Origin of the sequence: Noviherbaspirillum saxi (assembly GCF_003591035.1) — a bacterium.
Classification (GTDB): Bacteria; Pseudomonadota; Gammaproteobacteria; order Burkholderiales; family Burkholderiaceae_D; genus Noviherbaspirillum; species Noviherbaspirillum saxi.
This window is the reverse complement of the sequence record NZ_QYUO01000002.1, coordinates 1,630,677-1,653,565: the sequence shown is the minus strand read 5'-3', so window position 1 is coordinate 1,653,565 and position 22,889 is coordinate 1,630,677. Positions and strand designations below refer to the sequence as shown.

The 22,889-nt window shown below is 58.9% G+C and carries 17 protein-coding genes and 1 pseudogene; 10 read left to right on the top strand and 8 right to left on the bottom strand.

The features are described 5' to 3' along the window. The first annotated feature begins 71 nt into the window (after nucleotides 1-71). The 9 genes and pseudogenes from D3871_RS23140 (at nucleotide 72) to D3871_RS30365 (ending at nucleotide 9,613) form a co-directional block, all read left to right on the top strand. Nucleotides 72-1,301 carry a CaiB/BaiF CoA transferase family protein gene (locus D3871_RS23140; RefSeq protein WP_119771362.1) on the top strand — a complete coding sequence of 410 codons (1,230 nt, stop codon included), beginning with the start codon at nucleotides 72-74 and terminating at the stop codon, nucleotides 1,299-1,301. 130 nt (nucleotides 1,302-1,431) lie between these two features. Further along, the gene (locus tag D3871_RS23135) at nucleotides 1,432-2,166 is read left to right on the top strand and encodes an enoyl-CoA hydratase/isomerase family protein (protein ID WP_158598026.1); all 735 of its coding nucleotides are present in this window, start codon (nucleotides 1,432-1,434) and stop codon (nucleotides 2,164-2,166) included. A gap of 227 nt (nucleotides 2,167-2,393) precedes the next feature. Further along, nucleotides 2,394-3,413: a TRAP transporter substrate-binding protein gene (locus D3871_RS23130; RefSeq protein WP_119771360.1), complete on the top strand. Its 1,020-nt coding sequence runs from the start codon at nucleotides 2,394-2,396 to the stop codon at nucleotides 3,411-3,413. Next, complete coding sequence (locus tag D3871_RS23125; RefSeq protein WP_119771359.1) at nucleotides 3,410-3,964, top strand: TRAP transporter small permease; 555 nt, start codon at nucleotides 3,410-3,412, stop codon at nucleotides 3,962-3,964. Before D3871_RS23130 ends, D3871_RS23125 begins: the two co-directional genes overlap by 4 nt. Continuing rightward, entirely contained in the window at nucleotides 3,961-5,310 is a 1,350-nt protein-coding gene (locus tag D3871_RS23120; protein WP_119771358.1) for a TRAP transporter large permease, read from the top strand. Before D3871_RS23125 ends, D3871_RS23120 begins: the two co-directional genes overlap by 4 nt. 73 nt (nucleotides 5,311-5,383) lie before the next feature. Continuing rightward, complete coding sequence (locus tag D3871_RS23115) at nucleotides 5,384-6,925, top strand: malonate--CoA ligase (RefSeq protein WP_119771357.1); 1,542 nt, start codon at nucleotides 5,384-5,386, stop codon at nucleotides 6,923-6,925. A 9-nt stretch (nucleotides 6,926-6,934) separates the two neighbouring features. Beyond that, nucleotides 6,935-9,112 carry a methylmalonyl-CoA mutase gene (gene scpA, locus D3871_RS23110; protein ID WP_119771356.1) on the top strand — a complete coding sequence of 726 codons (2,178 nt, stop codon included), beginning with the start codon at nucleotides 6,935-6,937 and terminating at the stop codon, nucleotides 9,110-9,112. Between the two features lie 31 nt (nucleotides 9,113-9,143). Continuing rightward, nucleotides 9,144-9,413 (top strand): annotated as a pseudogene (locus tag D3871_RS23105) (methylmalonyl Co-A mutase-associated GTPase MeaB); the annotation flags it as partial. Nucleotides 9,414-9,463: 50 nt separating this feature from the next. Further along, nucleotides 9,464-9,613 (top strand): hypothetical protein, encoded by a 150-nt coding sequence (locus D3871_RS30365; RefSeq protein ID WP_158598025.1) that lies wholly within the window; start codon nucleotides 9,464-9,466, stop codon nucleotides 9,611-9,613. A 113-nt stretch (nucleotides 9,614-9,726) separates the two neighbouring features. On the opposite strand, the gene D3871_RS23100 is transcribed toward D3871_RS30365, so the two are convergent. The 4 genes from D3871_RS23100 to D3871_RS23085 are packed head-to-tail and all read right to left on the bottom strand — an operon-like array spanning nucleotide 9,727 to nucleotide 15,630. Then, nucleotides 9,727-10,287, bottom strand: a complete 561-nt coding sequence (locus D3871_RS23100) for a DNA-3-methyladenine glycosylase (RefSeq protein WP_119771354.1) — start codon at nucleotides 10,285-10,287, stop codon at nucleotides 9,727-9,729. A gap of 25 nt (nucleotides 10,288-10,312) precedes the next feature. Then, nucleotides 10,313-13,627 carry a carboxyl transferase domain-containing protein gene (locus tag D3871_RS23095; RefSeq protein WP_119771518.1) on the bottom strand — a complete coding sequence of 1,105 codons (3,315 nt, stop codon included), beginning with the start codon at nucleotides 13,625-13,627 and terminating at the stop codon, nucleotides 10,313-10,315. A gap of 19 nt (nucleotides 13,628-13,646) precedes the next feature. After that, on the bottom strand, nucleotides 13,647-14,909 hold the full coding sequence (locus tag D3871_RS23090; protein WP_119771353.1) for a branched-chain amino acid ABC transporter substrate-binding protein: 1,263 nt from the start codon (nucleotides 14,907-14,909) through the stop codon (nucleotides 13,647-13,649). Between the two features lie 19 nt (nucleotides 14,910-14,928). After that, nucleotides 14,929-15,630: a TetR/AcrR family transcriptional regulator gene (locus D3871_RS23085; protein WP_119771352.1), complete on the bottom strand. Its 702-nt coding sequence runs from the start codon at nucleotides 15,628-15,630 to the stop codon at nucleotides 14,929-14,931. Nucleotides 15,631-15,816: 186 nt separating this feature from the next. Between D3871_RS23085 and D3871_RS23080 the strand changes: the two genes are divergently transcribed. Next, entirely contained in the window at nucleotides 15,817-17,424 is a 1,608-nt protein-coding gene (locus tag D3871_RS23080) for an AMP-binding protein (RefSeq protein ID WP_233575773.1), read from the top strand. Nucleotides 17,425-17,537: 113 nt separating this feature from the next. Here the strand turns inward: D3871_RS23080 and D3871_RS23075 are convergent, their stop codons facing one another. The 4 genes from D3871_RS23075 to D3871_RS23060 form a co-directional block, all read right to left on the bottom strand. Then, entirely contained in the window at nucleotides 17,538-19,328 is a 1,791-nt protein-coding gene (locus D3871_RS23075; RefSeq protein ID WP_199724864.1) for a PHA/PHB synthase family protein, read from the bottom strand. A 193-nt stretch (nucleotides 19,329-19,521) separates the two neighbouring features. Further along, entirely contained in the window at nucleotides 19,522-20,373 is an 852-nt protein-coding gene (locus D3871_RS23070) for a universal stress protein (RefSeq protein WP_119771351.1), read from the bottom strand. 170 nt (nucleotides 20,374-20,543) lie between these two features. After that, nucleotides 20,544-21,680 (bottom strand): acyl-CoA dehydrogenase family protein, encoded by a 1,137-nt coding sequence (locus D3871_RS23065; protein WP_119771350.1) that lies wholly within the window; start codon nucleotides 21,678-21,680, stop codon nucleotides 20,544-20,546. An 8-nt stretch (nucleotides 21,681-21,688) separates the two neighbouring features. Beyond that, a complete protein-coding gene (locus D3871_RS23060; RefSeq protein WP_119771349.1) occupies nucleotides 21,689-22,885 on the bottom strand; it encodes an acyl-CoA dehydrogenase family protein in 1,197 nt (398 codons plus the stop codon). Nucleotides 22,886-22,889: the final 4 nt, after the last annotated feature.

The window sequence follows — 22,889 nt, the reverse complement described above, 5'->3', positions numbered from 1 at the left end:
TTGAAAATAATTGGCCGCGTAATAGATTTGCGTAAGACTCGGCTGTCGATTGGAGCGATAAGGAGACTAACTTGGCCTTGCCACTAGCAGGAATCAGGGTTCTTGATCTGACCCGTGCGTTATCCGGCCCATTCTGTTCAATGATCCTTGCGGATCTCGGGGCGGATGTCATCAAGGTGGAGCCCATGGCTTCGGGCGACATGATTCGCACCTGGGGGCCATTCGACCGGGGTCAAAGCGCATACTATTTATCCACGAACCGCAATAAGCGCGGCATCGCGGTGAATTTTCGCGACGCCCATGGGCTTGAGCTGATTCGTCAAATAGCCCGTGGCGCGGATGTCGTGGTGGAAAATTTCAGGTCGGGCGTGATGGAGGACATGGGGCTGGGCTATGACCAATTGGCAGCGGTGAACCCCAAGCTCATTTTTGGCAGCATTACCGGATTCGGCCGTGACGGTCCGATGGGCAACTGGCCCGGATTCGACCAGATTGCTCAGGGTTATTCCGGACTCATGAGCCTGACGGGGCAAGCGGAAACGGGGCCGACCCGCGCAGGGATCGCGATCGGCGATCTGACCTCGGGAATGTGGACCGCGATGGGCATTCTCGCCGCACTGTTGAGCCGACAGCACTCCGGACGCGGTCAGCGTGTCGAAACTTCTCTGCTTGCGAGTCTTGTTAGCTTGCTCGGGGTTCAGGGACAGCGTTTTCTCAGTTTGAACGAGGTGCCTGAGCTGACTGGCAATGTTCATCCCGTCATCGCTCCCTATGGAGTCTTTCAGACGAAGGACGGCCCGCTAAATCTTGCTCCTGCGACGCCGGATATGTGGATCAAGCTTTGCAAGCTTCTGCAATTGGAAAAGCTGATCCGGGATCCTCGCTTTGTCGATAACGCCGCACGCATGCAGCATCGCGACGAACTACGTCTGATCATTGAAGCGCGACTGAAGCTGCGTACGAAAATGGACTGGACGAAAGAAATGATAGAGCTCGGCATTCCGGCGGGACCTATCAACAATTTGTCCGATGTCTTCAAGGACCCGCAGGTCCAGCACAGTCGTTTGGTCGAAGAAGTACAGCATCCGCTGCTAGGCGCGCTCAAGCAGGTCGCCAATCCGATCAAGCTTGCCGCCTTCGCCGAGGGTAGCGTGCGCATGCCGCCGCCGATGTTTGGCGAACATACTTTCGAAGTGCTGGCCGAACTCGGCTATTCCGACCATGAATTGCAACAACTCTCGCTTGACGGCGTCATCGCCCAGTACCAGGACGCTGCAGCAAGCGTCGGCGTTTCGGCGTAATGCCGTTTCCTGCAATCGTGATGCCGTTCATCGCGCGCGGTTCGCTTCGCGACGATCGCCGCATGGTTGCCAAACCTTCTAACGGGGCCTGCAAAAATGGCAGGCAGAAAAAATGAGACTGATAAACAACATGTCTGACGAGAGCCCGAGCCTGGAGTGTGTCGGCGCGACCGCGACGATACTGCTTCAGCGTCCACGGGAACACAATCGGATCGATCCCGATGATATCGCTGTAATCCGCTCGCATCTCGACAACATTCAACAGCGCAGCGACATCCGCGTGGTGGTCTTCAGTGGGCGTGGGGACAAGACCTTCAGCTCCGGATACACCATTCAGGCGCTCGTCGAAAAACTGGATCGCAATTTCGAAGAATTGCTCGACGCCGTGGAGAACTACCCACTGCCGACCATTTGCGCACTGAATGGCAGTGTGTATGGCGGTGCTACCGACCTGGCTCTGTGCTGCGATGTTCGGATTGGCGTACGGAATTCGCGCATGTTCATGCCGGCCGCGAAATTCGGCCTGCATTACTACCCGGGGGGACTACGGCGCTATGTTGCCCAATTGGGGCCGAGCGAAACAAAGCGGCTTTTTCTGACCGCCGCGGCGATCGATGACGAAGAGATGCTGCGCATCGGCTTTTTGAACGAACTGGTCGAGCGCGAGCAGTTGCCGGCCAAGGTTCGCGAATATGCAGACGCTATCGCAGCCTGTGAACCGCATACGGTTATCTCGTTGAAACGACAGATCAATGCGATTGCCGCAGCCGAGCCGAGCGCTGCCACCTTCCGCGATGACTATGAGCGTTCGCTGCGCTCAGAAGCATTCAGGCTTCGTGTCAACGCCGTTGCCAAGCGCGAGTAATTCAGTTTATCGACTGTTGGACTGCAGGAATTTGGATGCTTGCGTCGCAAGCAGCGGTATCGCTTTGCCTTGCAGTTTGCAGCACGAGTGACGCGATCGCAAAGCGCAGGAACATGAACGAGCGTTCAGAAAATAGCATCGCGCGCGAGACATCATTGTCTCCCCCTACGCGGTGATCGTTAAAACACAAGCTTTACAAGCCAGTTATTTATAACAAAGGAGATGGTATGTCTGCAATAAAGCGTAGGTCCTTTCTCGGTGCGATCGCACTCACGCCGCTGATGTCCTTTCAGTCGGTATGGGCACAGGGTACGACCTTGAAAATATCCCACCAATTCCCCGGTGGCACGATAAAGGAAGGCGACTTCCGGGATCGGCTGTGCCATATGTTTGCGGCGGAAGTCGACAGGCGCACTAAAGGGGGGCTCAAGTTCAAGATCTATCCCGGTTCATCATTGATGAAAACGAACGCGCAGTTTTCCGCGATGCGAAAGGGCGCCCTGGACATGTCATTGCTGGCGCTGTCTTATGCGGGGGGCGAGGTGCCCGAGGCGAACATCGGCTTGATGCCCGGCCTGGTGACCTCCTATGAGCAAGGCTACAGCTGGAAGAATGCGGAGGTCGGCAAGGAGCTCTCAAGAATTTTGCTGGACAAGGGCATCGTGGTGGTCAGCTGGATTTGGCAGGCAGGAGGCGTTGCGTCCAGAACCAAGGCGATCATTGATCCCGCCGATGCAAAGGGCATGAAGATCCGCGGAGGTTCGCGCGAGATGGATCTGATCCTGAAGGAAGCCGGCGCAGCGGTGGTGACCCTGCCATCAAACGAAATTTACGCGGCCATGCAAACGGGTGCAGTGGACGCAGCATTGACATCGTCCACCTCCCTGATTTCATTCCGCCTCGAAGAAGTCTCGAAGAGTGTAACGACAGGCCGCAGCAAGGCTTATTGGTTCATGTTCGAGCCACTGCTGATATCCAGGGCCATCTTCGACAATCTCAGCAAGGAGCATCAGGCGGCAATCATGGCGGCCGGCGCCGATCTGGAGCAGTTTGCCCGCCAGGCGGCACAACAGGATGACGTGGCGGTGGCGGAAATCTACAAGAAGGCCGGAGCCAACGTGGTCGACCTGGATGATGCCTCGGTCAAGAAGTGGCAGACCATCGCACGCGCAACGGCATGGAAGGATTACGCCGCTAAAAATGCCAATTGCGCCAACCTGTTGAAACTGGCGGAGAAACTGCTATGAGCCACGGCTTTGAAATGAAACCGCAGGCCGCGATCGCGGTACCGGGCAATTCGATGCTGGCGGCCTTCGCTGCAGCGCTCAATCAATTCAATAAGGCAGCACTGTTCCTGTCGATGGCGGCGCTGATTCTCACTTCAGCGATTCTGACCTATTCGGTGGTGGCGCGTTATTTCTTCCACGTCCCGACCGATTGGCAAGATGAAGCTTCGGTGTTCGTGCTGGTGGGGGTGATTTTTCTGTGCGCGGCGTATGTGCAATCGCTTCGTGGCCATATCGGAATCGAAGCGCTGGCCTCGATCCTGCCGGCCCGTGTCAACAAGATCCGTCTGTTCGTGGTGGATCTGGTGTCGCTGTTGTTCTGCACCTTCTTTTCCTGGAAGTCCTGGACCCTGCTTCATGAGGCCTGGGTCGAAGGACAAACCACTTCGTCGACGTTCGCCCCGCCGCTGTGGATTCCCTATTCGATGCTGGCGCTTGGCATGACCATGCTGACGCTGCAATTGCTGGTGCAAGTGCTGACCCATATTAACGGTAACAAGGAGGCCGTATGAGCCCACTCGTATTAGGTACCCTCTATGGCGTCGTGACGCTGGTTGTGATGTGTTCCGGCATGCCGATCGCGTTTGCGCTCGGCGTCGTGGCGACCAGTTTCATGTATTTTTTCATGCCTGCCTCTTCGCTCGATACCGTGACGCAAAACGTGTACGAAGAAATCGCGTCGATTACCCTGTTGTCGATTCCGCTGTTCATATTGAAGGGGGCTGCAATCGGAAAGTCACCGGCCGGCAAGGACTTGTATTCCGCAATCCACGCCTGGCTCAACCGCGTACCCGGCGGCCTGGGCATTGCCAATGTATTCGCCTGTGCGCTGTTTGCGGCCATGGCGGGTTCCTCGCCGGCGACCTGTTCGGCGATCGGTTCGGCCGGCATCCCGGAGATGCGCCGACGCGGATATTCGCCGGGCTTTGCGGCCGGGATCATCGCAGCCGGCGGCACGCTCGGGATTTTGCTGCCGCCGTCGATCACGATGATCCTGTATGCAGTCGCCGCCGAGCAGTCGCTAGGCCGTCTGTTCCTGGCCGGCATCGGGCCAGGCGTGTTGCTGGTGACCCTGTTCGCCGGCTATGCGGTGTACCGTGCCCGCAAGGAATACCGCATCGCCTACGACATCTATCAAAACGGCGGCGCCAAATCGTCGTACCTGGACGACGAACGTTTTAGCTTTGCGCAGAAGGTCGAGATGCTGCCGCGCGTGCTGCCTTTCCTTGTGTTGCTGATCGGCGTGATGATCGCGCTGTACGGCGGCCTGGCAACGCCGTCCGAAACCGCGGGTCTGGGCGCCTTGCTTGCGATCGTACTGATCGCCATCGTCTACGGAATCTGGAAACCGAAGGATCTGGTGCCGTTCCTGAGTTCGACCGTCAAGGAGTCGGGCATGCTGCTGCTCATCATCGGCATGTCGCTGCTGTATTCGTATGTGATGAGCTATCTGCACATCAGTCAGTCCGCGGCGCAATGGGTGGTCGACCTGCACCTGTCGAAATGGCTGTTGCTGGCGGTGATACTGATGCTGGTGATGGCGCTGGGATTTTTTCTGCCGCCAGTGTCGATCATTCTGATGACCGCGCCCATCATCCTGCCGCCATTGCGCGAAGCCGGCTTTGACCTGATCTGGTTCGGGGTGGTAATGACAGTGGTGATGGAAATGGGTCTGATTCACCCCCCGGTCGGCCTGAATATCTTTGTCATCAAGAATATTGCGCCGGATATCCCGCTGGGAGATGTGGTCAAGGGCACCCTGCCATTCCTTGCGTTGATGTTTGTCGCGATCCTGTTGCTATGCGTGTTCCCTGGAATTGCAACGGCGCTGCCAGACATGTTAATGGGAGCTAAATGAATGCGTACCTGCGGACATCACTGGAATGCGCCGCGCAGACGGCACCCCACGACATAGAAAGAGCAGTCAAGCCATGCAAAACATACTTCCTTCCTCCACCGATCCGGTCGCCTGGATCGATCGCGCGGTCAAGCTTCATCCTGACCGCGCATTCATCCTGACCGCTGCTGGCCGGACCTATACCTATGAAGACATGCACGTCCTGTCCGGCCGTTTCGCGACTGCGCTGGCCGAACGTGGCGTCGAAGCCGGCGACCGCGTCGCGGCCCAGGTCGACAAGTCGCCCGAAGCATTGATGCTGTATCTCGGTTGTCTGCGCCTGGGTGCGGTTTTCCTGCCGTTGAACACAGCCTACACGGTGGCCGAGCTGAAGTATTTCATCGGCGACGCAGAACCGCAGGTGGTGGTCATGCGTCCCGATGACCGCGCGGCGATCCGGGCAATCGCGAAACAGTTGCTGGTTCCGCATATGGAGACGTTGGGTACCGATGGCGACGGCTCGCTGATGGCACTAGCCAAAAGCTGCAATCCCTCCGGATTCGTCCGTTTTGACGGCGATACCGATGCGCTCGCCGCACTGCTGTATACCTCGGGGACCACCGGGCGCTCGAAGGGCGCGATGCTGACGCGCGCGAACCTGGCATCGAATGCCGCAGCGCTGGTGGATGCATGGCGCTTTACCTCGTCGGACGTGTTGCTGCACGCATTGCCGATCTTCCATGCGCACGGGCTTTTCATCGCCGCCAACACCATGCTTGCATGCGGCGGATCGATGCTGTTCCTGGAGAAATTCGATGCCGACGAAGTCATGCGCCTATTGCCTCTAGCGACCGCGATGATGGGCATTCCCACCTTTTACACACGACTGCTCAAGCACACGGGGCTAACGCGCGAGGCTACCGCTCACATGCGCCTGTTCGTGTCGGGTTCGGCACCGCTGCTGGCGGACACGTACCGGGAGTTCGAAGCCCGTACCGGTCATGCGATCCTGGAACGCTATGCAACGACAGAAACTCTGGTCAACACCTCGAATCCATACGACGGTCCGCGTTTGCCCGGTGCGGTCGGCACGGCTCTGCCCGGAACCGAGATACGCATCACCGCCACCGAAAATCCTGCATTGCTGAACGGGCCCGACAGTGTCGGCATGATCGAGGTCCGTGGTCCGAATGTGTTCAAGGGATACTGGAAGATGCTGGAAAAAACCAGGGAAGAGTTCCGCGAAGACAACTTCTTTATCACCGGAGATCTTGGCAAGATCGACCAGCGCGGCTATGTACACATCGTCGGCCGGGACAAAGACTTGATCATTACCGGCGGCTACAACGTGTATCCGAAGGAAGTTGAAGGCGAGCTCGATGCTTTGCAGGGCGTGGTCGAGAGCGCGGTGTTCGGCCTGCCGCACAAGGACTTCGGCGAAGGCGTAACGGCGGTCGTGGTGATGGCCGAGAATGCGCCGGTCGACGAAGTCGGCATGCTCAAGGCGATGGAGGGACGGCTGGCCAAGTACAAATTACCCAAGCGCGTGCTGATCGTGCCCGAGCTGCCGCGCAATACGATGGGCAAGGTGCAGAAAAATGTGTTGCGCGACCTCTACGCCGATCTGTACAACTAGGATTCGTTCATGACTTCTACTCCGCTTCAATCGTATCCCGACTACCGTTCCGCCTCGCTGGAAGAATGGAAAAATGCCGCCGCCCGCTCCGCCGCCGGCGGTACGCTGGACAATCTGGTGTGGCGCACGCCGGAAGGCATCGAGGTCAAGCCGCTATACACGGCGGCCGATGTCGCGGATCTGCAGTTCGCCGACACGCTGCCCGGCTTCGAACCCTATCTGCGCGGGCCGCAGGCCACGATGTACGCCGTGCGGCCGTGGACCATCCGGCAGTACGCCGGTTTTTCTACTGCCGAAGAATCCAATGCCTTCTATCGGAAGGCGCTCGCGGCGGGCGGGCAGGGTGTGTCGGTGGCGTTCGACCTTGCCACGCATCGCGGTTACGATTCCGATCATCCACGCGTGGCCGGTGATGTCGGCAAGGCCGGCGTCGCGATCGATTCGGTGGAAGACATGAAAATCCTGTTCAACGATATTCCGCTCGACAAGGTATCGGTGTCGATGACGATGAACGGCGCGGTGTTGCCGGTGCTGGCCGGTTACATCGTTGCGGCCGAGGAGCAGGGTGTGGCGCAGGAGAAGCTGGCGGGCACCATACAGAACGACATCCTCAAGGAGTTCATGGTCCGCAACACCTACATCTATCCACCGGAACCGTCGATGCGCATCATTGCCGACATCATCGGCTACACGGCGCAACACATGCCGAAGTTCAACTCGATTTCGATTTCCGGCTACCACTTGCAGGAAGCTGGGGCGAATCAGGCGCTGGAACTCGCGTTCACGCTCGCTGACGGCAAGGAATACGTGAAGACGACGCTGGCGAGCGGACTCGACGTGGATGTGTTTGCCGGACGCCTCAGCTTTTTCTTCGCCATCGGCATGAACTTTTACCTGGAAGTGGCGAAGCTGCGTGCGGCGCGCCTGCTGTGGTGGCGCATCATGAAGGAGTTCTCGCCGAAGAGCGCGAAATCGCTGATGCTGCGTACGCATTGCCAGACCTCCGGCTGGTCGCTGACCGAGCAGGACCCGTATAACAATGCGGTCCGCACCACCATCGAGGCGATGGCGGCGGTGTTCGGCGGCACGCAATCGCTGCATACCAATTCCTTCGACGAGGCGATTGCGCTGCCTACCGATTTTTCGGCACGCATCGCGCGCAACACGCAGTTGATCATCCAGGAAGAGACGCATATCACCAAGGTCGTCGATCCCTGGGCTGGTTCCTACATGATGGAAAAGCTGACGCAGGACATGGCCGACAAGGCCTGGGCGCTGATCGACGAAGTGGACCGGATGGGTGGCATGACCAAGGCGGTGGAATCCGGCTGGGCCAAGCTCAAGATCGAGGCATCTGCCGCCGTAAAACAAGCGCGCATCGATGCCGGCCGCGACGTGATCGTCGGCGTCAACAAGTACCGGCTGGATAAGGAAGACCCGGTCGAGATCCGCGAAATCGACAATGTGGCGGTGCGCGAATCGCAGGTGGCGCGACTCAAGAAATTGAAGGCGACACGCAATGCCAGCGAAGTCGAATTCGCGCTGGCGGCCCTGACCGAAGCCGCGCGCAGCGGTGACGGTAATCTGCTTGACCTGAGCGTCAAGGCGATCCGCGCACGAGCCACTGTGGGAGAAGTCTCGGATGCGCTGGAAAAGGTATTCGGCCGCTACCGCGCGACGATACAGAGCGTTTCGGGCGTGTACGGTGCGCAGTTCGACACCGACGAGGGCTGGGCAGCGATGAAGAAGGACATCAACGTCTTCGCGGCCGCGGAAGGGCGGCGGCCGCGCATCATGATCGCCAAGCTCGGCCAGGACGGTCATGACCGTGGCGCCAAGGTGGTGGCGACTGCGTTCGCCGACCTCGGCTTCGACGTCGACCTCGGCCCGCTGTTCCAGACGCCGGAAGAAGCGGCGCGGCAGGCGATCGAGAACGACGTGCATGCGCTCGGCATTTCGACGCTGGCCGCTGGGCACAAGACGCTGGTGCCGGCCATCGTCCGCGCGCTGAAGGAGCAGGGTGCGGACGATATCGTGGTGTTCGTCGGCGGCGTCATCCCGGCGCAGGATTACGACTTCCTGTATAGCGCTGGCGTACAAGGTATCTACGGCCCGGGCACGCCGATTCCGGCTTGCGCCGGCGACGTGCTGGCGAAAATCCGCGCCGCGCTGCGCGTGACGGCATAAGACCGCGTTTCCTGTCCGGACGCATTTAAACATGTCGAGCCGCGCTTTTCTATCCGCTACCGAGGATGCATCGGTCGCCGCGCTGGTTGCCGGCGTGCGTGCAAGCGAGCCGCGCGCACTGGCGAAGACGATCACTCTGGCAGAGTCGACGCGCGCCGATCATCGGGCGCGCGCTCAGCGGGTGCTGGGCGACCTGCTGCCACACACCGGTCGTTCGATTCGAGTCGGCATTACCGGCGTCCCCGGCGTGGGCAAATCCACGTTCATCGAAGCATTAGGACTTCATTTACTGGAGCAGGGCACGGGAGCGGCGAGCTGGATAGGAAACGCCGGAGTCAGGCGCTGGACTGGATGTGGGAGTTGATCGATGCCGGTATGCATGCGCGCTTCGAGAGCAATCCGACAGTACGTGCCGCCTTGCCGCGACAGATTGGCGCGGTGCTCGCCGGCACAGTCACACCGACGGCGGCGGCATCGGCATTACTCAATGGCGCGATATGAGCTAATTGCGTCCGTGCTTCACGGGAAGCAGCAAAGCTCACCGGGTTTCATGATGAATTGCTCCACCCTAGCCACCGTATCGCGTCGAAAAATTTGCGGTTATCCGGTTCGACCTACTTACGCGATACGTATGAATTTCCTTCAATATAAAAGCGCAGGTCCGCTGCCGCCCATTCGCCCGCGTAGGCAACACCGATGCGTGGCCGGGCCACGATATTGAACCGTGCTTGGGATGACGGTTCTGCGATATACAGGGTATCGCCCAACATGTCCATGCCGTTGATGCTTTTGTCTATACCCATCGCACGACAAAGCAGGCCCGGGCCTTTCGTGCTGCCTTCAAGCGGGCCGACAGGCTCCAGCGCGCGCAGCAAAACGGCTGCACCATGTCCCTCGGTTTCCGTTACTACATTCATGCAGTGATGCATTCCATAGATCAGATAGACATAGGCATGCCCCGGCGGGCCGTACATGATGCTGGTGCGCGGAGTGATGCCTTTCGAAGAATGGGAAGCCAGATCATGCGCGCCGATATAGGCTTCGGTCTCGACGATGCGCCCGCAACGTTCCACGCCATCGCAGACGTGGACCAGATGCTTGCCAAGCAGGTCGCGCGCCACTTCGATGGTATCGCGGGCATAGAATGCGCGCGGTAGTTTTTCGTTGCGTTTCATGAAGGCGCTTCGATACGGAATGTCCTTACCATGTGTCGACAAAGGGACGCTTCTTGCCTTCGCGCGGTACAGGGCGTGGCGCGGAACGCAGCCCGCGCATCACCCAGCGCCTGCTTTCGGCAGGATCGATGACATCGTCGATTTCCAGGAACGACGCCATGTTGATCGCTTTCCCGCTCTCGTAGGATGCGGCAACCATTTTGTCAAACAAGGCCTTGCGCTCGACCGGGTCGGACACGGCTTCCAGTTCCTTGCGATAGCCCAGTCGCACTGCACCTTCCAGACCCATTGCGCCGAACTCGCCGCTTGGCCAGGCGACGGTAAAGAACGGCGCATGAAAACTGCCGCCGGCCATCGCCTGGGCACCGAGTCCGTATCCCTTGCGCAGCACAATCGTAAAAAATGGCACATCGATGCTGCCAGCGGTGACGAACATGCGCGACACATGACGGACCATCGCCGTCTTTTCCGCCTCGGGGCCGACCATGAAGCCGGGTGTGTCGCAAAGCGATACGATAGGCAGGTCGAAGGCGTCGCATAACTGCATGAAGCGCGCGGCCTTGTCCGCGGCATCGGCATCTATCGCACCACCGAGATGAGCAGGATTGTTGGCAATCAGTCCGAACGGGCGGCCTTCGATGCGCACCAGCGCGGTGACGATGCCGGTGCCGAACTGATGTCGCAGTTCCAGCACGGAACCGGTGTCGGCCAGCGTGTCGATCACCGTGCGGATGTCGTAGACGCGCAAGCGGTTCTCCGGAATCAGCTGACGCAGACGGCGCTGGTCTGCGCAATCCCAATTGGCGACCGTGCCCTGGAAGTAAGACAGGTATTGCTTTGTTACTTGCACCGCCTGCTCTTCATCATCGACCACGATATCGATCACGCCATTCGGTGCCTGCATGGTCACCGGTCCGACTTGTTCCGGCTGATAGACGCCGAGACCACCGCCTTCGATCATGGCGGGTCCGCCCATGCCTATCGTGGCGTTGCGCGTCGCAATGATGACGTCGCAGCAGCCGAGGAACGCGGCATTGCCCGCAAAGCAGCGGCCCGATACGATGCCCACGCGCGGCACCAGTCCGCTCAGCCGTGCGAAGTTAATGAAGGACATTACATCAAGTCCTGCAACCAGCATCGCATCGGTATCGCCCGGTCGTCCGCCGCCACCTTCCGCAAACAGCACGACCGGCAGCTTCCATTCTTGTGCCAGCTGGAACATGCGGTCGGTCTTCTTATGATTCATCATGCCTTGCGTGCCCGCGAATACCGTGTAGTCGTACGACATCACCATGCAACGCGACTTCTGCTCATCGAACATCGCACCGTTGACGCTGCCAATGCCGGCGACCAGGCCGTCGGCGGGACTGATGGCGATCAATTCTTCCAGCGAACGCCGCCGCCGCTGGGCGGCGATCGCTAATGCGCCATATTCGATGAAGCTGTCTTCATCGCACAGGTCCGCAATATTCTCGCGGGCAGTACGCTGACCGGTCTTGCGTCGTCGCGCGACGGCGTCGGGTCGGCGTGCGTCCAGGCCTATTGCATGCCTTTCCTTTGCCTCGGCAAGATCGGCGCGCAGATGATCGAGATCCATGTCGACATCGTCCGCCGCCTGCGCATTATCGATGTCTGCCGGCTCGATATAGAGCATGGGTTGCTTGTGGAACAGGACGTCGCCTTTTTTCACAGCAATCTTTCGGACGAATCCGCTGATATCCGCCGTTGCGATGTGTTCCATCTTCATTGCTTCCAGTACGGCGATCTGCTGGCCTGCGTGGACGGTGTCCCCTTCGGCGACGTCGACCGCGACGACGGAGCCCTGCATTGGTGCGGCGACTGCCACCGTGCCGCTCGGCGCATTCACATTTGCAAGCCTATCCTGTTCAGCATGAACCTCGCTGTTCGCGCTATCGAAGTAAAGCTTTCGGTGATCCGTCGGATCGATAGCCAGCAATGCCGCCATCTGCTCTTCGACAAAGCGGGTGTATACCCGGTTGGCTTTCACGTCGGGATGGCTCAACAGATTTTGCAGGAAAGCGATGTTGGTGGTTACGCCGTCTATCCTGAACTCCGACAGGGCGTGATAGGCTTTGTTTAATGCATCTTCAAAGCGTGTCGTGCCGCTGCTGGTGATCTGTTTCGCCAGCAGTGAATCGAAATTCGGGCTCGTCACATAGCCGGTATAGCCAAACGTATCGATACGTATTCCCGGCCCCGATGGTGGCTCGAACGCGGTAATCCGGCCGCCGGACGGTATCGCATTGCCTTGTACATCCATGCTCTCCATGTTGATGCGCAACTGGATCGCGATGCCGCGCGGTGGAGGCACGTCTTTCTGGTTCAATCCCAGCATTGCCAGCGACTCGCCGCCGGCAATGCGCAGCTGGGTCTTGACCAGATCGATGCCGGTGACTTCTTCGGTGACGGTATGCTCGACCTGCAGGCGCGGGTTGGCTTCCATGAAAGTGAAACGCGCATCGTCGCCATCTTCCTGTGCATCCACCAGGAATTCAAACGTGCCAATGCCGCGATAGGCCACTGCACTTGCCAATCTGACGGCAGCATCGAGTATTCGTTGTCGCACGCCAGCCGATAGCGACGGGCTCGGCGCCATTTCGACCAGTTTCTGATGCCGCCTTTGCAGCGTGCATTCCCGTTCCCAGAGATGGCTGACCTGTCCGCTGCCGTCGCCGATGATCTGGACCTCTATGTGACGGGCTTTGCCAACCAGCTCTTCCGCATACAGTTTGCCATTGCCGAATGCAGCCAGCGCTTCGGACCGGCAACGCTCATACGCAGCTGCAAGATCGTCAGGATCGTAGACCGCACGCATGCCGCGTCCACCGCCGCCGGCAAGCGCCTTGATCATGATTGCGCCGCTGCTGCCGAGCGAAGCCATGAATGTCCGTATCTCGTCAAGCGAAGCCGCACCCTGCGTGCCGGCGACCACAGGTACCGATTCGCGCCGCGCCAGTTCACGCGCCTTGGCCTTATCGCCAAACAATTCCAGCACTTCGACGGAAGGGCCGACAAACAGCACGCCATGCTCGGCGCAGCGCCGCGCGAGTTCTGCGTTCTCGCTCAGGAAACCATACCCGGGATGGATGGCGTCGCAGTCATTGGCGCGTGCGGCCTCCACGATTTGCACAATATCGAGATAGACGCTTGCACCTTTTCCGCGCAAAGGATGGATCGCATCCGTCTTGCGCAAGTGAAGGGAATGCGCGTCGTCTTCGGAATAGACGGCGACGGTGCGAATGCCTGATTCGGCGGCGGCGCGTGCGATGCGAATGGCGATTTCGCCTCGGTTGGCGATAAGCAGGGAACGTATGGTCATCGGAAATTCACTTGAAAATTCAGGCGCCGGCCGGACGGCGCATCTTGCATTCGGTCGGCAGCGCGAGGTCTTTGCCATCCAGCACGGCCTCGGTCCGGAAACCATAGTTGGTTCCTTCGACCCCGAACTTGACTGTCTTGCCGTCTGCCGGAACTACCGTGGACACCGTTTGCGGCAAGAGCAGTTGATGGTCATCCTTGCGCATGGTGACGTCGCCGATGATCGAGGGATAAGTCATGCCTTCCAGTGCCAACGCGATCTTGAGCGGCGAAGTGGAGTTCGCCTTGTTGATCGCCGCGGCGACGATGCGCGGCGTCAGGTCCATGCGCGGCGCGAGAAAGGGCTTGTTGAAACGTTGCTTGTATGCCGCCGCGATAGGCGCGACCTTGGGACTGTCGACATTCTGATGCCATTCGCCAACCCAGGTCAGCTGCCCCAGTTTTGCCTGCGACACGGCGAACACCGAACCGGGCAGCGCGCCCGCACTGTGATTGACATACCGCAGGTTCATTCCGGCATCGGCAGCCGCCTTGATGAACAGATTGAGGTCGCCGCCCCAGTTTCCGGTAATGATCGTATCGGCGCCAGTGGCCTTGATCTTGGCGACATACGGCGAAAAATCCTTGACCTTGCCGATAGGATGAAAATCCTCGCCGACAAACTGCACGTCGGAGCGCGCGCCGGCCAACATTTCCTTGCCGAGTTTTGCCCAGACCCGGCCATGCGCATAATCCTGATTGAGCAGATAGACCTTCTTGATGTCCTGCTTTTCTTTCATGAAGCTGGTGAGCGCCTTCATCTTCATGGCGGTACTGGCTTCCGTCGTGAAATGCCAGAAGCTGCAGTTCTTCCCTGTCAGGTCGGGATCGATGGACGAATGGTTGACGATCAGGATCGCCTTATCGGGATTGCGGTCGTTATGCTTGTTCGCTGCCTCGACCATGGCGCCGACTGCCGATGATCCCGATCCGCCGGTGAACACCACGCGTGCACCGGCATCGATCGCGGCCTGCAACGCCGTCAGACTTTCCTGTGCTGATAGTTTGTTATCCAGCGTCATCAGGTCGAGCTTGACGCCATTCAGCACGCCGCCCTTGGCGTTGATGTCCTCCACCGCGAAGCGTATGTGCGACAGCATGAGTTCGCCGACATCGGCAAAGGGACCGCTTAGCGGATCGATGAACGCGACCTTGAGGGTTTCCTGCGCCGATGCGATCGGGCTGGTCAACGCACTGAATGCACCCAGTACGGCGATTGATATTCCCGCGATTGCCTTTCTCATGCCTGTCTCCTTGTCATTGTCATATGGATGGATTGCGGATGGCTCGGCCCGCATTGCGGCCACGACCGATCTTGCTTGCGGCGGATGCCGGCTGAGAATACGCGCCGGCGATTTTCATCAGAATGCGTGTGAGTTCTTTCACCATGTCTTCGGGACCGATGCGTCCGCCCGGCTTGTACCAGGTGTACATGAATCCCGCGATACTGCCTATGGAAAGGGCAGTCAGCTTGGCATCGTCGAAATCAAGCTCGCCGTCGTTGCGCGCCTGCTCCAGCAGCGCGCATAGCTCCTTGTAGAAACGGCGCGCCATGGTGCGCAGTTTTTTCATGAATGCCGGATCGAGTGCGCCGCCTTCGCGATAGGCAAATGTTCCGGATTTGAAATAGCTCACATTGGCGGCGGCAAACCGGTGCAAGCCTTCGCGAAGTTTATCGATAGCCGCGCGTTCGTCATCCGGTTTGAAATGCATCGCAGTCAGGCAGGCATGCGAAGCGCGCCAGCACAGGGTTTCGAAAATATCGCTCTTGCTCGAAAAATAGTAGTAAAGAAACGGCTTGGTCACGCCGAGTTCGCGGACAATGTCGGCTATCGTCGTGCCCGCATAGCCATTGCGGTAAAACAAATCTTCGGCTACCGCGAGGATATGCTCGCGCTTCTGGTCGTGCACGCTGATGGACCCTGATGACTCCGCACCTCTCGTCCGTATGCTTTCCGTCTTCATGATGATCTTGGATTACGCTCTATTTTTTGGTGTCGCCTGCAAGAATATACCAGCCGGTATAAAGTTTATACCGGCTGGTATATTATTTTTCGAGACGCAACTTCGGTTTGCGCGAAGTCAAAGTGCGCGGATAGCACCGGTTTCATGCTGATGCTCTGCAAAAGCACCACCCGAGGAGACAAGGAAGTGAATAGCATCCCCTACCTGCAAGAAGAAAAACCTTTGCATGAGTACCTGCGCCAGCATGCGCGCACCCAGCCGGACAAGCCCGCTTACATCTGGTACGGAAATACCTTGAGCTATGCGGAACTGGACCGGCTGAGCGACCGCTTCGCTGCCAGACTGCACGGACTCGGCGTGAAGCAGGGCGACCGCGTGGTGCTGTTCCTGCAGAACTGTCCGCAATATGCGATCGCACATTTCGGCATTCAAAAGCTCGGCGCCATCGTCAGCCCCTGCAGTCCGCTGTTCAAGAAACACGAGCTTGAATACCAGGTGGGCGACCTCGGCGCGGAAGTGATTGTCGCAGCCGACAATCTTTATCCCGTCGTGCAGGAAGTTCTGGATCGTACGCAGTTGCGGCATGTGTTTCTCACCAGTTATGGCGACTTTCTTCCGACCGAACCGACTATCGACGTGCCGTCCGAGATCAGGATTCCGAAGCAGCGTGTCGATGGCACGCTGGACCTGCTCGACGCCTTGCGGGAAGCAGTCGGAGAAGCGCCGAGCCCGGTGCTGGCAATGGACGATGTCGTGCTGATGACCTATACGTCGGGTACAACCGGCATGCCGAAGGGCGCGATGCTTACTTACCGCAACGCCTTGTTCAAGACCGCCGGCGCGACATATGCAGCCGGCGTCGACAGCAGCACGGTCACACTCGCGATTGCCCCGCTATATCACATTGCCGGGATGCTGATGGGCCTGAATGTGACGATCTATACCGGTGCTACTGCGGTGCTCATGTACCGTTTCGATCCCGCACCGGTGCTGCAGGCCATCGACCGCTATCAGATCAGCCACTGGTATAGCATCGCGCCGATGAATGTGGCGGTCATGCAGGTACCAGGCGCGGACAAATACAATCTGCGCTCGCTCAAGGTCAATCCCTGCACCAGTTTCGGCATTACATTGACTCAGGTGCTGGCCGACCAGTGGCGCGACTTTACTGGTGGCTGCCAGACATTTGAGGCCGCCTACGGATTGTCCGAAACCCATACCTGCGATACCTGCACGCCGCGTGACGCGATCAAATGGGGCACGCAGGGCAAACTGCTGCCGGGCGTCGAATGCCGTATCGTCGACCAGCAGAGCGGTGCGGCGCTGCCGTTCGGAGAGATGGGAGAAATTACGCTGCGCAGCGCGGGTAACTTCAAAGGCTACTGGAACAAGCCCGACGCAACCGCGGCAAGCTTGCGCGACGGCTGGGTGTACACCGGCGATATGGGGACGCTCGATGCCGATGGTTACCTGACATTCAGCGGCCGCTTCAAGGAAATGATCAAGGTCTCGGGCTACAGCGTGTTTCCCGAAGAAGTCGAGACTATTTTGATCAAGCATCCGGCTGTCAGACAGGCAGCGGTGATCGGCATTCCCGATCCGAACAAGGGAGAGGTGATCAAGGCTGTCATTGTGCGCAAGCCGGAAGCGTCAGCGACAACGGTGGAAGACATCATTGCCTGGAGCCGTGAACAGATGTCGGCATACAAAGTGCCGAAAACTGTCGAGTTTCGCGAAGAGTTGCCTGCGACAGGGACGGGTAAGGTGCTGCGCAGGTTGTTGAAGGATGGATAAGAGGCCATCGGGATAATTAGTGATTCACTTGGCCTCGCCGGCGTCGAGGGTGGATGGATCCTCGACTACTTCTGTCCGGGACGGCTGGTATCGTTGATGCAGTGGCGCGGTCATCAGGATTGGAGTACATAGGTCCCCGGCGCGTCGCACAGCGCCTTACCCATGCGGGGCGGCATGACCAGGTCCCCCGATCGCGCGGCCATCCAGTTTTCCCATTCCGGCCACCACGAATCCTCGTTGGACGGCGTGTTCGCATGCCAGATCTCCGGGTCGATATATGGCGCGTGATGCGCGCTGGTGCCGACCTGATAGCGGCGGTTGGGGTGTCCGGGCGGCGATACCACGCCGGCATTGTGCCCGCCGCTGGTCAGCAGGAAAGTGACGTCGGTATCGGTCAGCAGATGGATCTTGTACGCCGATCGCCAGGGTGCGACGTGATCGGTCAGCGTACCGACCGAAAAGATCGGCACTCGGATGTCGGTCAGTGCGATCGGCTGTCCGCTGACTTCATAACGGCCTTCAGCCAGCTTGTTTTCCAGGAAAAGATCGCGCAGATACTCGGTATGCATGCGATAGGGCATGCGTGTGGTATCGGTATTCCATGCCATCAGGTCGTTCACCGTTTCGGTCCGGCCGAGCAGGTACTGGTTCAGGCGTCGCGACCAGATCAGGTCATTGGACCGAAGAATGTGGAAGGCACCCGCCATCTGCTTACTGTCGAGGTAGCCTTTCTCCCACATGATCGATTCCAGCAGCGCGACCTGGCTTTCGTCGATGAACAGCGAAAGCTCGCCCGGCTCCTTGAAATCGACCTGCGAGGCAAACAGCGTCATGTTTGCGAGCCGCTGATCGCCATCGCGGGCCATCGTGGCCGCAGCAATCGACAGCAGCGTACCGCCAAGGCAGTAGCCGACCGCGCTGACGCGGGGCGCACCGGTGATGCTGCAGATCGCATTGACGGCGGCCATGACGCCGAGTTCGCGGTAGTCGTTCATGGAAAAGTCCCGGTCGTTCGCATGCGGGTTCTTCCATGAAATCATGAATACGGTGTAACCCTTGCCAACCAGATAGCGCACCAGCGAGTTATGCGGCGACAGGTCGAGGATGTAGTACTTCATGATCCATGCCGGTATGAACAGCACGGGAACCGCATGTACGGTCGGCGTGGTCGGCGTGTACTGGATCAGTTCAATGAGCCGGTTGCGGAACACCACGTTGCCCGGCGTAACCGCGAGCGTTTCTCCGACCTTGTATGGCTGCTCGGATGGTTTTCCGGTGATCTCTTCCTTCCAGTCGTTGATGGCATTGACGGCGCCGCGCCAGAAATTGAGGCCGCCGCTGCGTATGGTTTCATGCAGCACCACGGGATTGGTGATGGGAAAGTTGGATGGCGACAGCATGTCTAGCAGTTGCCGTGCGCCAAATGTAACTACATCTTCATGGTGACGCGACACGCCGCTGATATCCGTCGTGGCACGGTGCCACCATTGCTGCGTCATCAGAAACCCCTGATACGCAACATTGAACGGCCATTGTTGCCAAGTCGGATCGATAAAACGCTTGTCCTGAGGCAGCGGCCTGACGCCGGTGTCGTGCGCTTGACCGGCATGGCGCGCCAGATCCCAGCCGTATTCATTCCAGCGTCCGAGCTTGTTCCAGGCATCCAGCAGCAATTCTTCCTGCTTGGCAGGAGACAGATGCAAATGAATGATCCAGTCGACATAGGCCATCCAGATTGCGGCCGGCGAAATGCCGCCGGTGAATCGGCCTATCCCCGCCTGCAATACGCGGTCAAGATTCTTTCCGGCGTCCTCATGCCGTGGATGCGGGGAAGCTGGGATGCCGAGCCATCCACTGGCAAGTCTTTCCGGCGCCATCGACGCCGACTGTGTGGGATTGTCCATTGCATGCTTTTCGGAAGGAGAATGAACAAAGAATAGGCATGGGCTTGCCGGAAAAAACTGATCTGGATCAAGTGTGCCCGGAACTATCGAAATTAAGCGGTCGCTTTGACTGCCTTAATGAAAAGGAAGATGCATGCAGGCACCGCAAAAGTGGCTAGCCGCTATCGAGGATGTCGGCGTGGGGGGGGATTCTTCAGTGCGACATCAGCACCGGGACCGTCATCGACTTGAGCATGGTGCGCGTCGTCCCGCCCAGCAAAATTTCGCTGAAGCGGGAATGACCATAACCGCCCATTACAATCATGTCGACATCGACATCGGCCGCGAGCGATAGTAAGGCATTGCCGATATCGTCCTTCGTCGTTTCACGGGTGACCTCGACCTTGACGTCATGCCGCGCGAGAAAGAGCGCGATGTCATCGCCGGGCTGATCGCCATGCGTTTCGTCGTCGGGCTCTTGATCGAAAACCGCAATGTACACAATGTCGGCCTGCTGCAGTAGCGGAAGCGCATCGTTGACCGCGCGGGTGGCCGCCACGCTGCCGTCCCAGGCAATCATTATCTTGCGTCCCACGGTATTGAACTGTCCGGCAAAGGGAACAATCAGAACCGGCCTGCCGGAATTCATGACGACATACTCGGGAAAGTTCGGCAGTATCAGGGACGACCTGCCGTCCGGATCGAACTGACCGATCACCGTAAGGTCGCTGTAGCGTGCGCGCAGACTGATACCCATGTTGGGGGCATCATCGATCAGCGGCGATTCGTACGAGCGTACCTGAGCGTTGCGGGCGATGCGTTCAAAATTCTGCAAGCCCTCGCGAGCCCGTTCGCGCAGCAGATCCAGATGCACCATCAGATGGTCTGTAAGGTGAGGGTCTGCTTGGGTAAGGGCTCCGGATTGGTAAGCATACCGAGATATCCCAGTCATTGCGGCGCCAATCAGGTGGGCATTCTGCCGGGCCGCAATGCTTGCCGCGAGTTCCATGCGCTGCTCGGCCCGGCGTGATTTGTCGACATGCACGAGAATGGTTTTGTAAGCCATTTGAATGTCCTTTCAAGGATAAGCCGGCGTGCCGGTGGCGCGAAATCGGGCAGGGCACCGGTGCCATACAGGGGCCGTGGCAGCTGCGGTCTCCCGGTCTTGTTGTTGTGGTTCCTTGCAAGTTACCCATGCGGAAAAGGAAGGCATGAAATGCCTTCCCCAAGTACTCATCAGGCCAGTTGCGCCGCGTACTGTTCGAGATGCTGGTCCGTGCTGCCGAACTGCAGTTCGATGGCCATCAACCGCTTGAAGTAATGGCTGACATCGAGTTCATCGGTGACACCCATGCCGCCATGCAGTTGCACCGCCTGCTGGCCGACGAACCGGCACGCCTGTCCGATCACGACCTTGGCCGCCGACATCGCGCGCGCACGTGTGGCTGCATCGGTGTCGGTGCAACGCACCGCCGCCAGGTAACTCATGGAGCGCGCCTGTTCGATATGCAGCACCATGTCAGCCATTCTGTGCTGCAGGGCCTGGAACTTGCCGATGGGCTGGCCGAACTGCTTGCGGTTGCGTGCGTATTCGACTGTCGCCGCCAGCAGCTTGTCGAGTGCGCCGACCGCTTCGGCGCAGACGGCCGCCAGGCCGAAGTCCAATACCTCGGCAATCTTTGCTTCGCTATCCGCACCGCCGTCAAGCAGGGCGGTGGCGGGAACGAATACCTGATTGAGCCGCACATCGCTGGCACGCACGCCGTCGACAGTGTTGTAGGTGGTCTTGTCGAGACCGGGCGCATCGACAGGGACGCAGAAGACCGCGAGCGGACCGGTTTCATCGGCCTTGCCGATGCGGGCCGTGATCAGCAGCATATCGGCCGAACCGGCATGCGTGACGACGCACTTGTGGCCGGTCAGCAGATAGCCGTTGCCTACCGGCCAGGAACGCGTATCGATGGCAAGGCGGTCGAAACGTGTTTTGGGTTCATCGTGGGCAAGTACCACGATTTTTTCGCCGGCCGCCAATGCCGGCAGCCATTCCGCACGCTGCGCATCGTTGCCCAGCAGTGCCAGGGTTTTGGTAGCGAGTACCGCACAGGCGAGATAGGGTTCCAGCAGCAAGCCTTCGCCCACCGCATTCATCGCCAGCATATTGTCGATCGCGCTGCCGCCAAGGCCGCCGTCGGCTTCAGGCACATTCAACGACAGCAGGCCGATATCGGCCAGGCCTTGCCAGATCTCGCGGCTGAAACCGTCCGCCGATTTTTCCTTGATCTGGCGGCGCGCTTCGAATCCATAATCCTTGGCCACGAAACGTCGCGTGGTGTCGAGCAGCATCTGCTGTTCTTCGGTGAAGGTAAAGTCCATTTCTGCTCCTACAGGCCAAGGATCATCTGCGAGATGATGTTCTTTTGAATTTCATTCGAGCCGCCGTAGATCGACAGCTTGCGCATGTTCAGGTAGTTGGCCGCCAGCGGCGTCGCATAGAAGGGTCCGACTGCATCGCCCTGGTAACCGGCCGCCATCGCTTCCCGGCGCAGCGGCAAGGCATAGGTGCCGACCGCTTGCACCAGCGCTTCGGTGATCGCTTGCTGGATTTCCGTGCCCTTGATCTTGAGAATCGACGCTTCCGGACCCGGTGCGCGGCGTTCGGCTTCGGCCGAGAGGACGCGCAGGTTCGTGATTTCGAGCGCGGTCAAGTCGATTTCGATTTGCGCGATGCGTGACGCGAACATCGGATCTTCGATCAGCGGCTTGCGGTTCTTGGTTTCGAGCGAAGCAATGCGCTTCAGGCGCGCGATCTCGCGCTTGGCGATGCCGATGCCTGCGATATTGGTGCGCTCATGGCCGAGAAGGAATTTCGCATAGGTCCATCCGGCGTTTTCTTCGCCGACGAGGTTCTCGACTGGAACCCGTACATCTTCAAACCATACTTCGTTGACTTCATGCGCGCCATCCATCGTGATGATCGGGCGCACGGTAATGCCGGGCGTCTTCATGTCGATCAGGATGAAAGAAATGCCGCGCTGCGACTTGGCTTCGGTATCGGTGCGCACCAGGCAGAAAATCCAGTCCGCGTATTGACCTTGCGTGGTCCAGGTCTTTTGACCATTGACGACATAGTGATCGCCTTCGCGTACCGCGCGTGTCTTGACGGATGCAAGGTCGGAGCCGGCACCCGGTTCGGAATAACCTTGGCACCACCATTCTTCCGCAGCCAGAATCTTCGGCAGAAAACGTTCCTGCTGTGCCGGCGAGCCATATTGCATGATGACCGGCGCCACCATCTTCAGGCCGAATGGAATGGTGCGCGGAGCGCCTGCGGCAGCGCATTCTTCTTCAAAAATATACTGTTGCGTCGCGCTCCATCCGGGACCGCCGAAGTCCTTACGCCAGGAAGCGCCGCCCCAGCCTTTGGCGTGCAGGATCTTTTGCCAGCGTATGTAATCGTCGCTTTGCAGGATCAGGCCGTTCAGCACCTTGTGCTGGATATCCGGCGGAAGAGAGCTGGCGACAAACTCGCGCACTTCCTGGCGGAAGGCTAATTCTTCCGGAGTGAAATTCAGGTCCATTTGT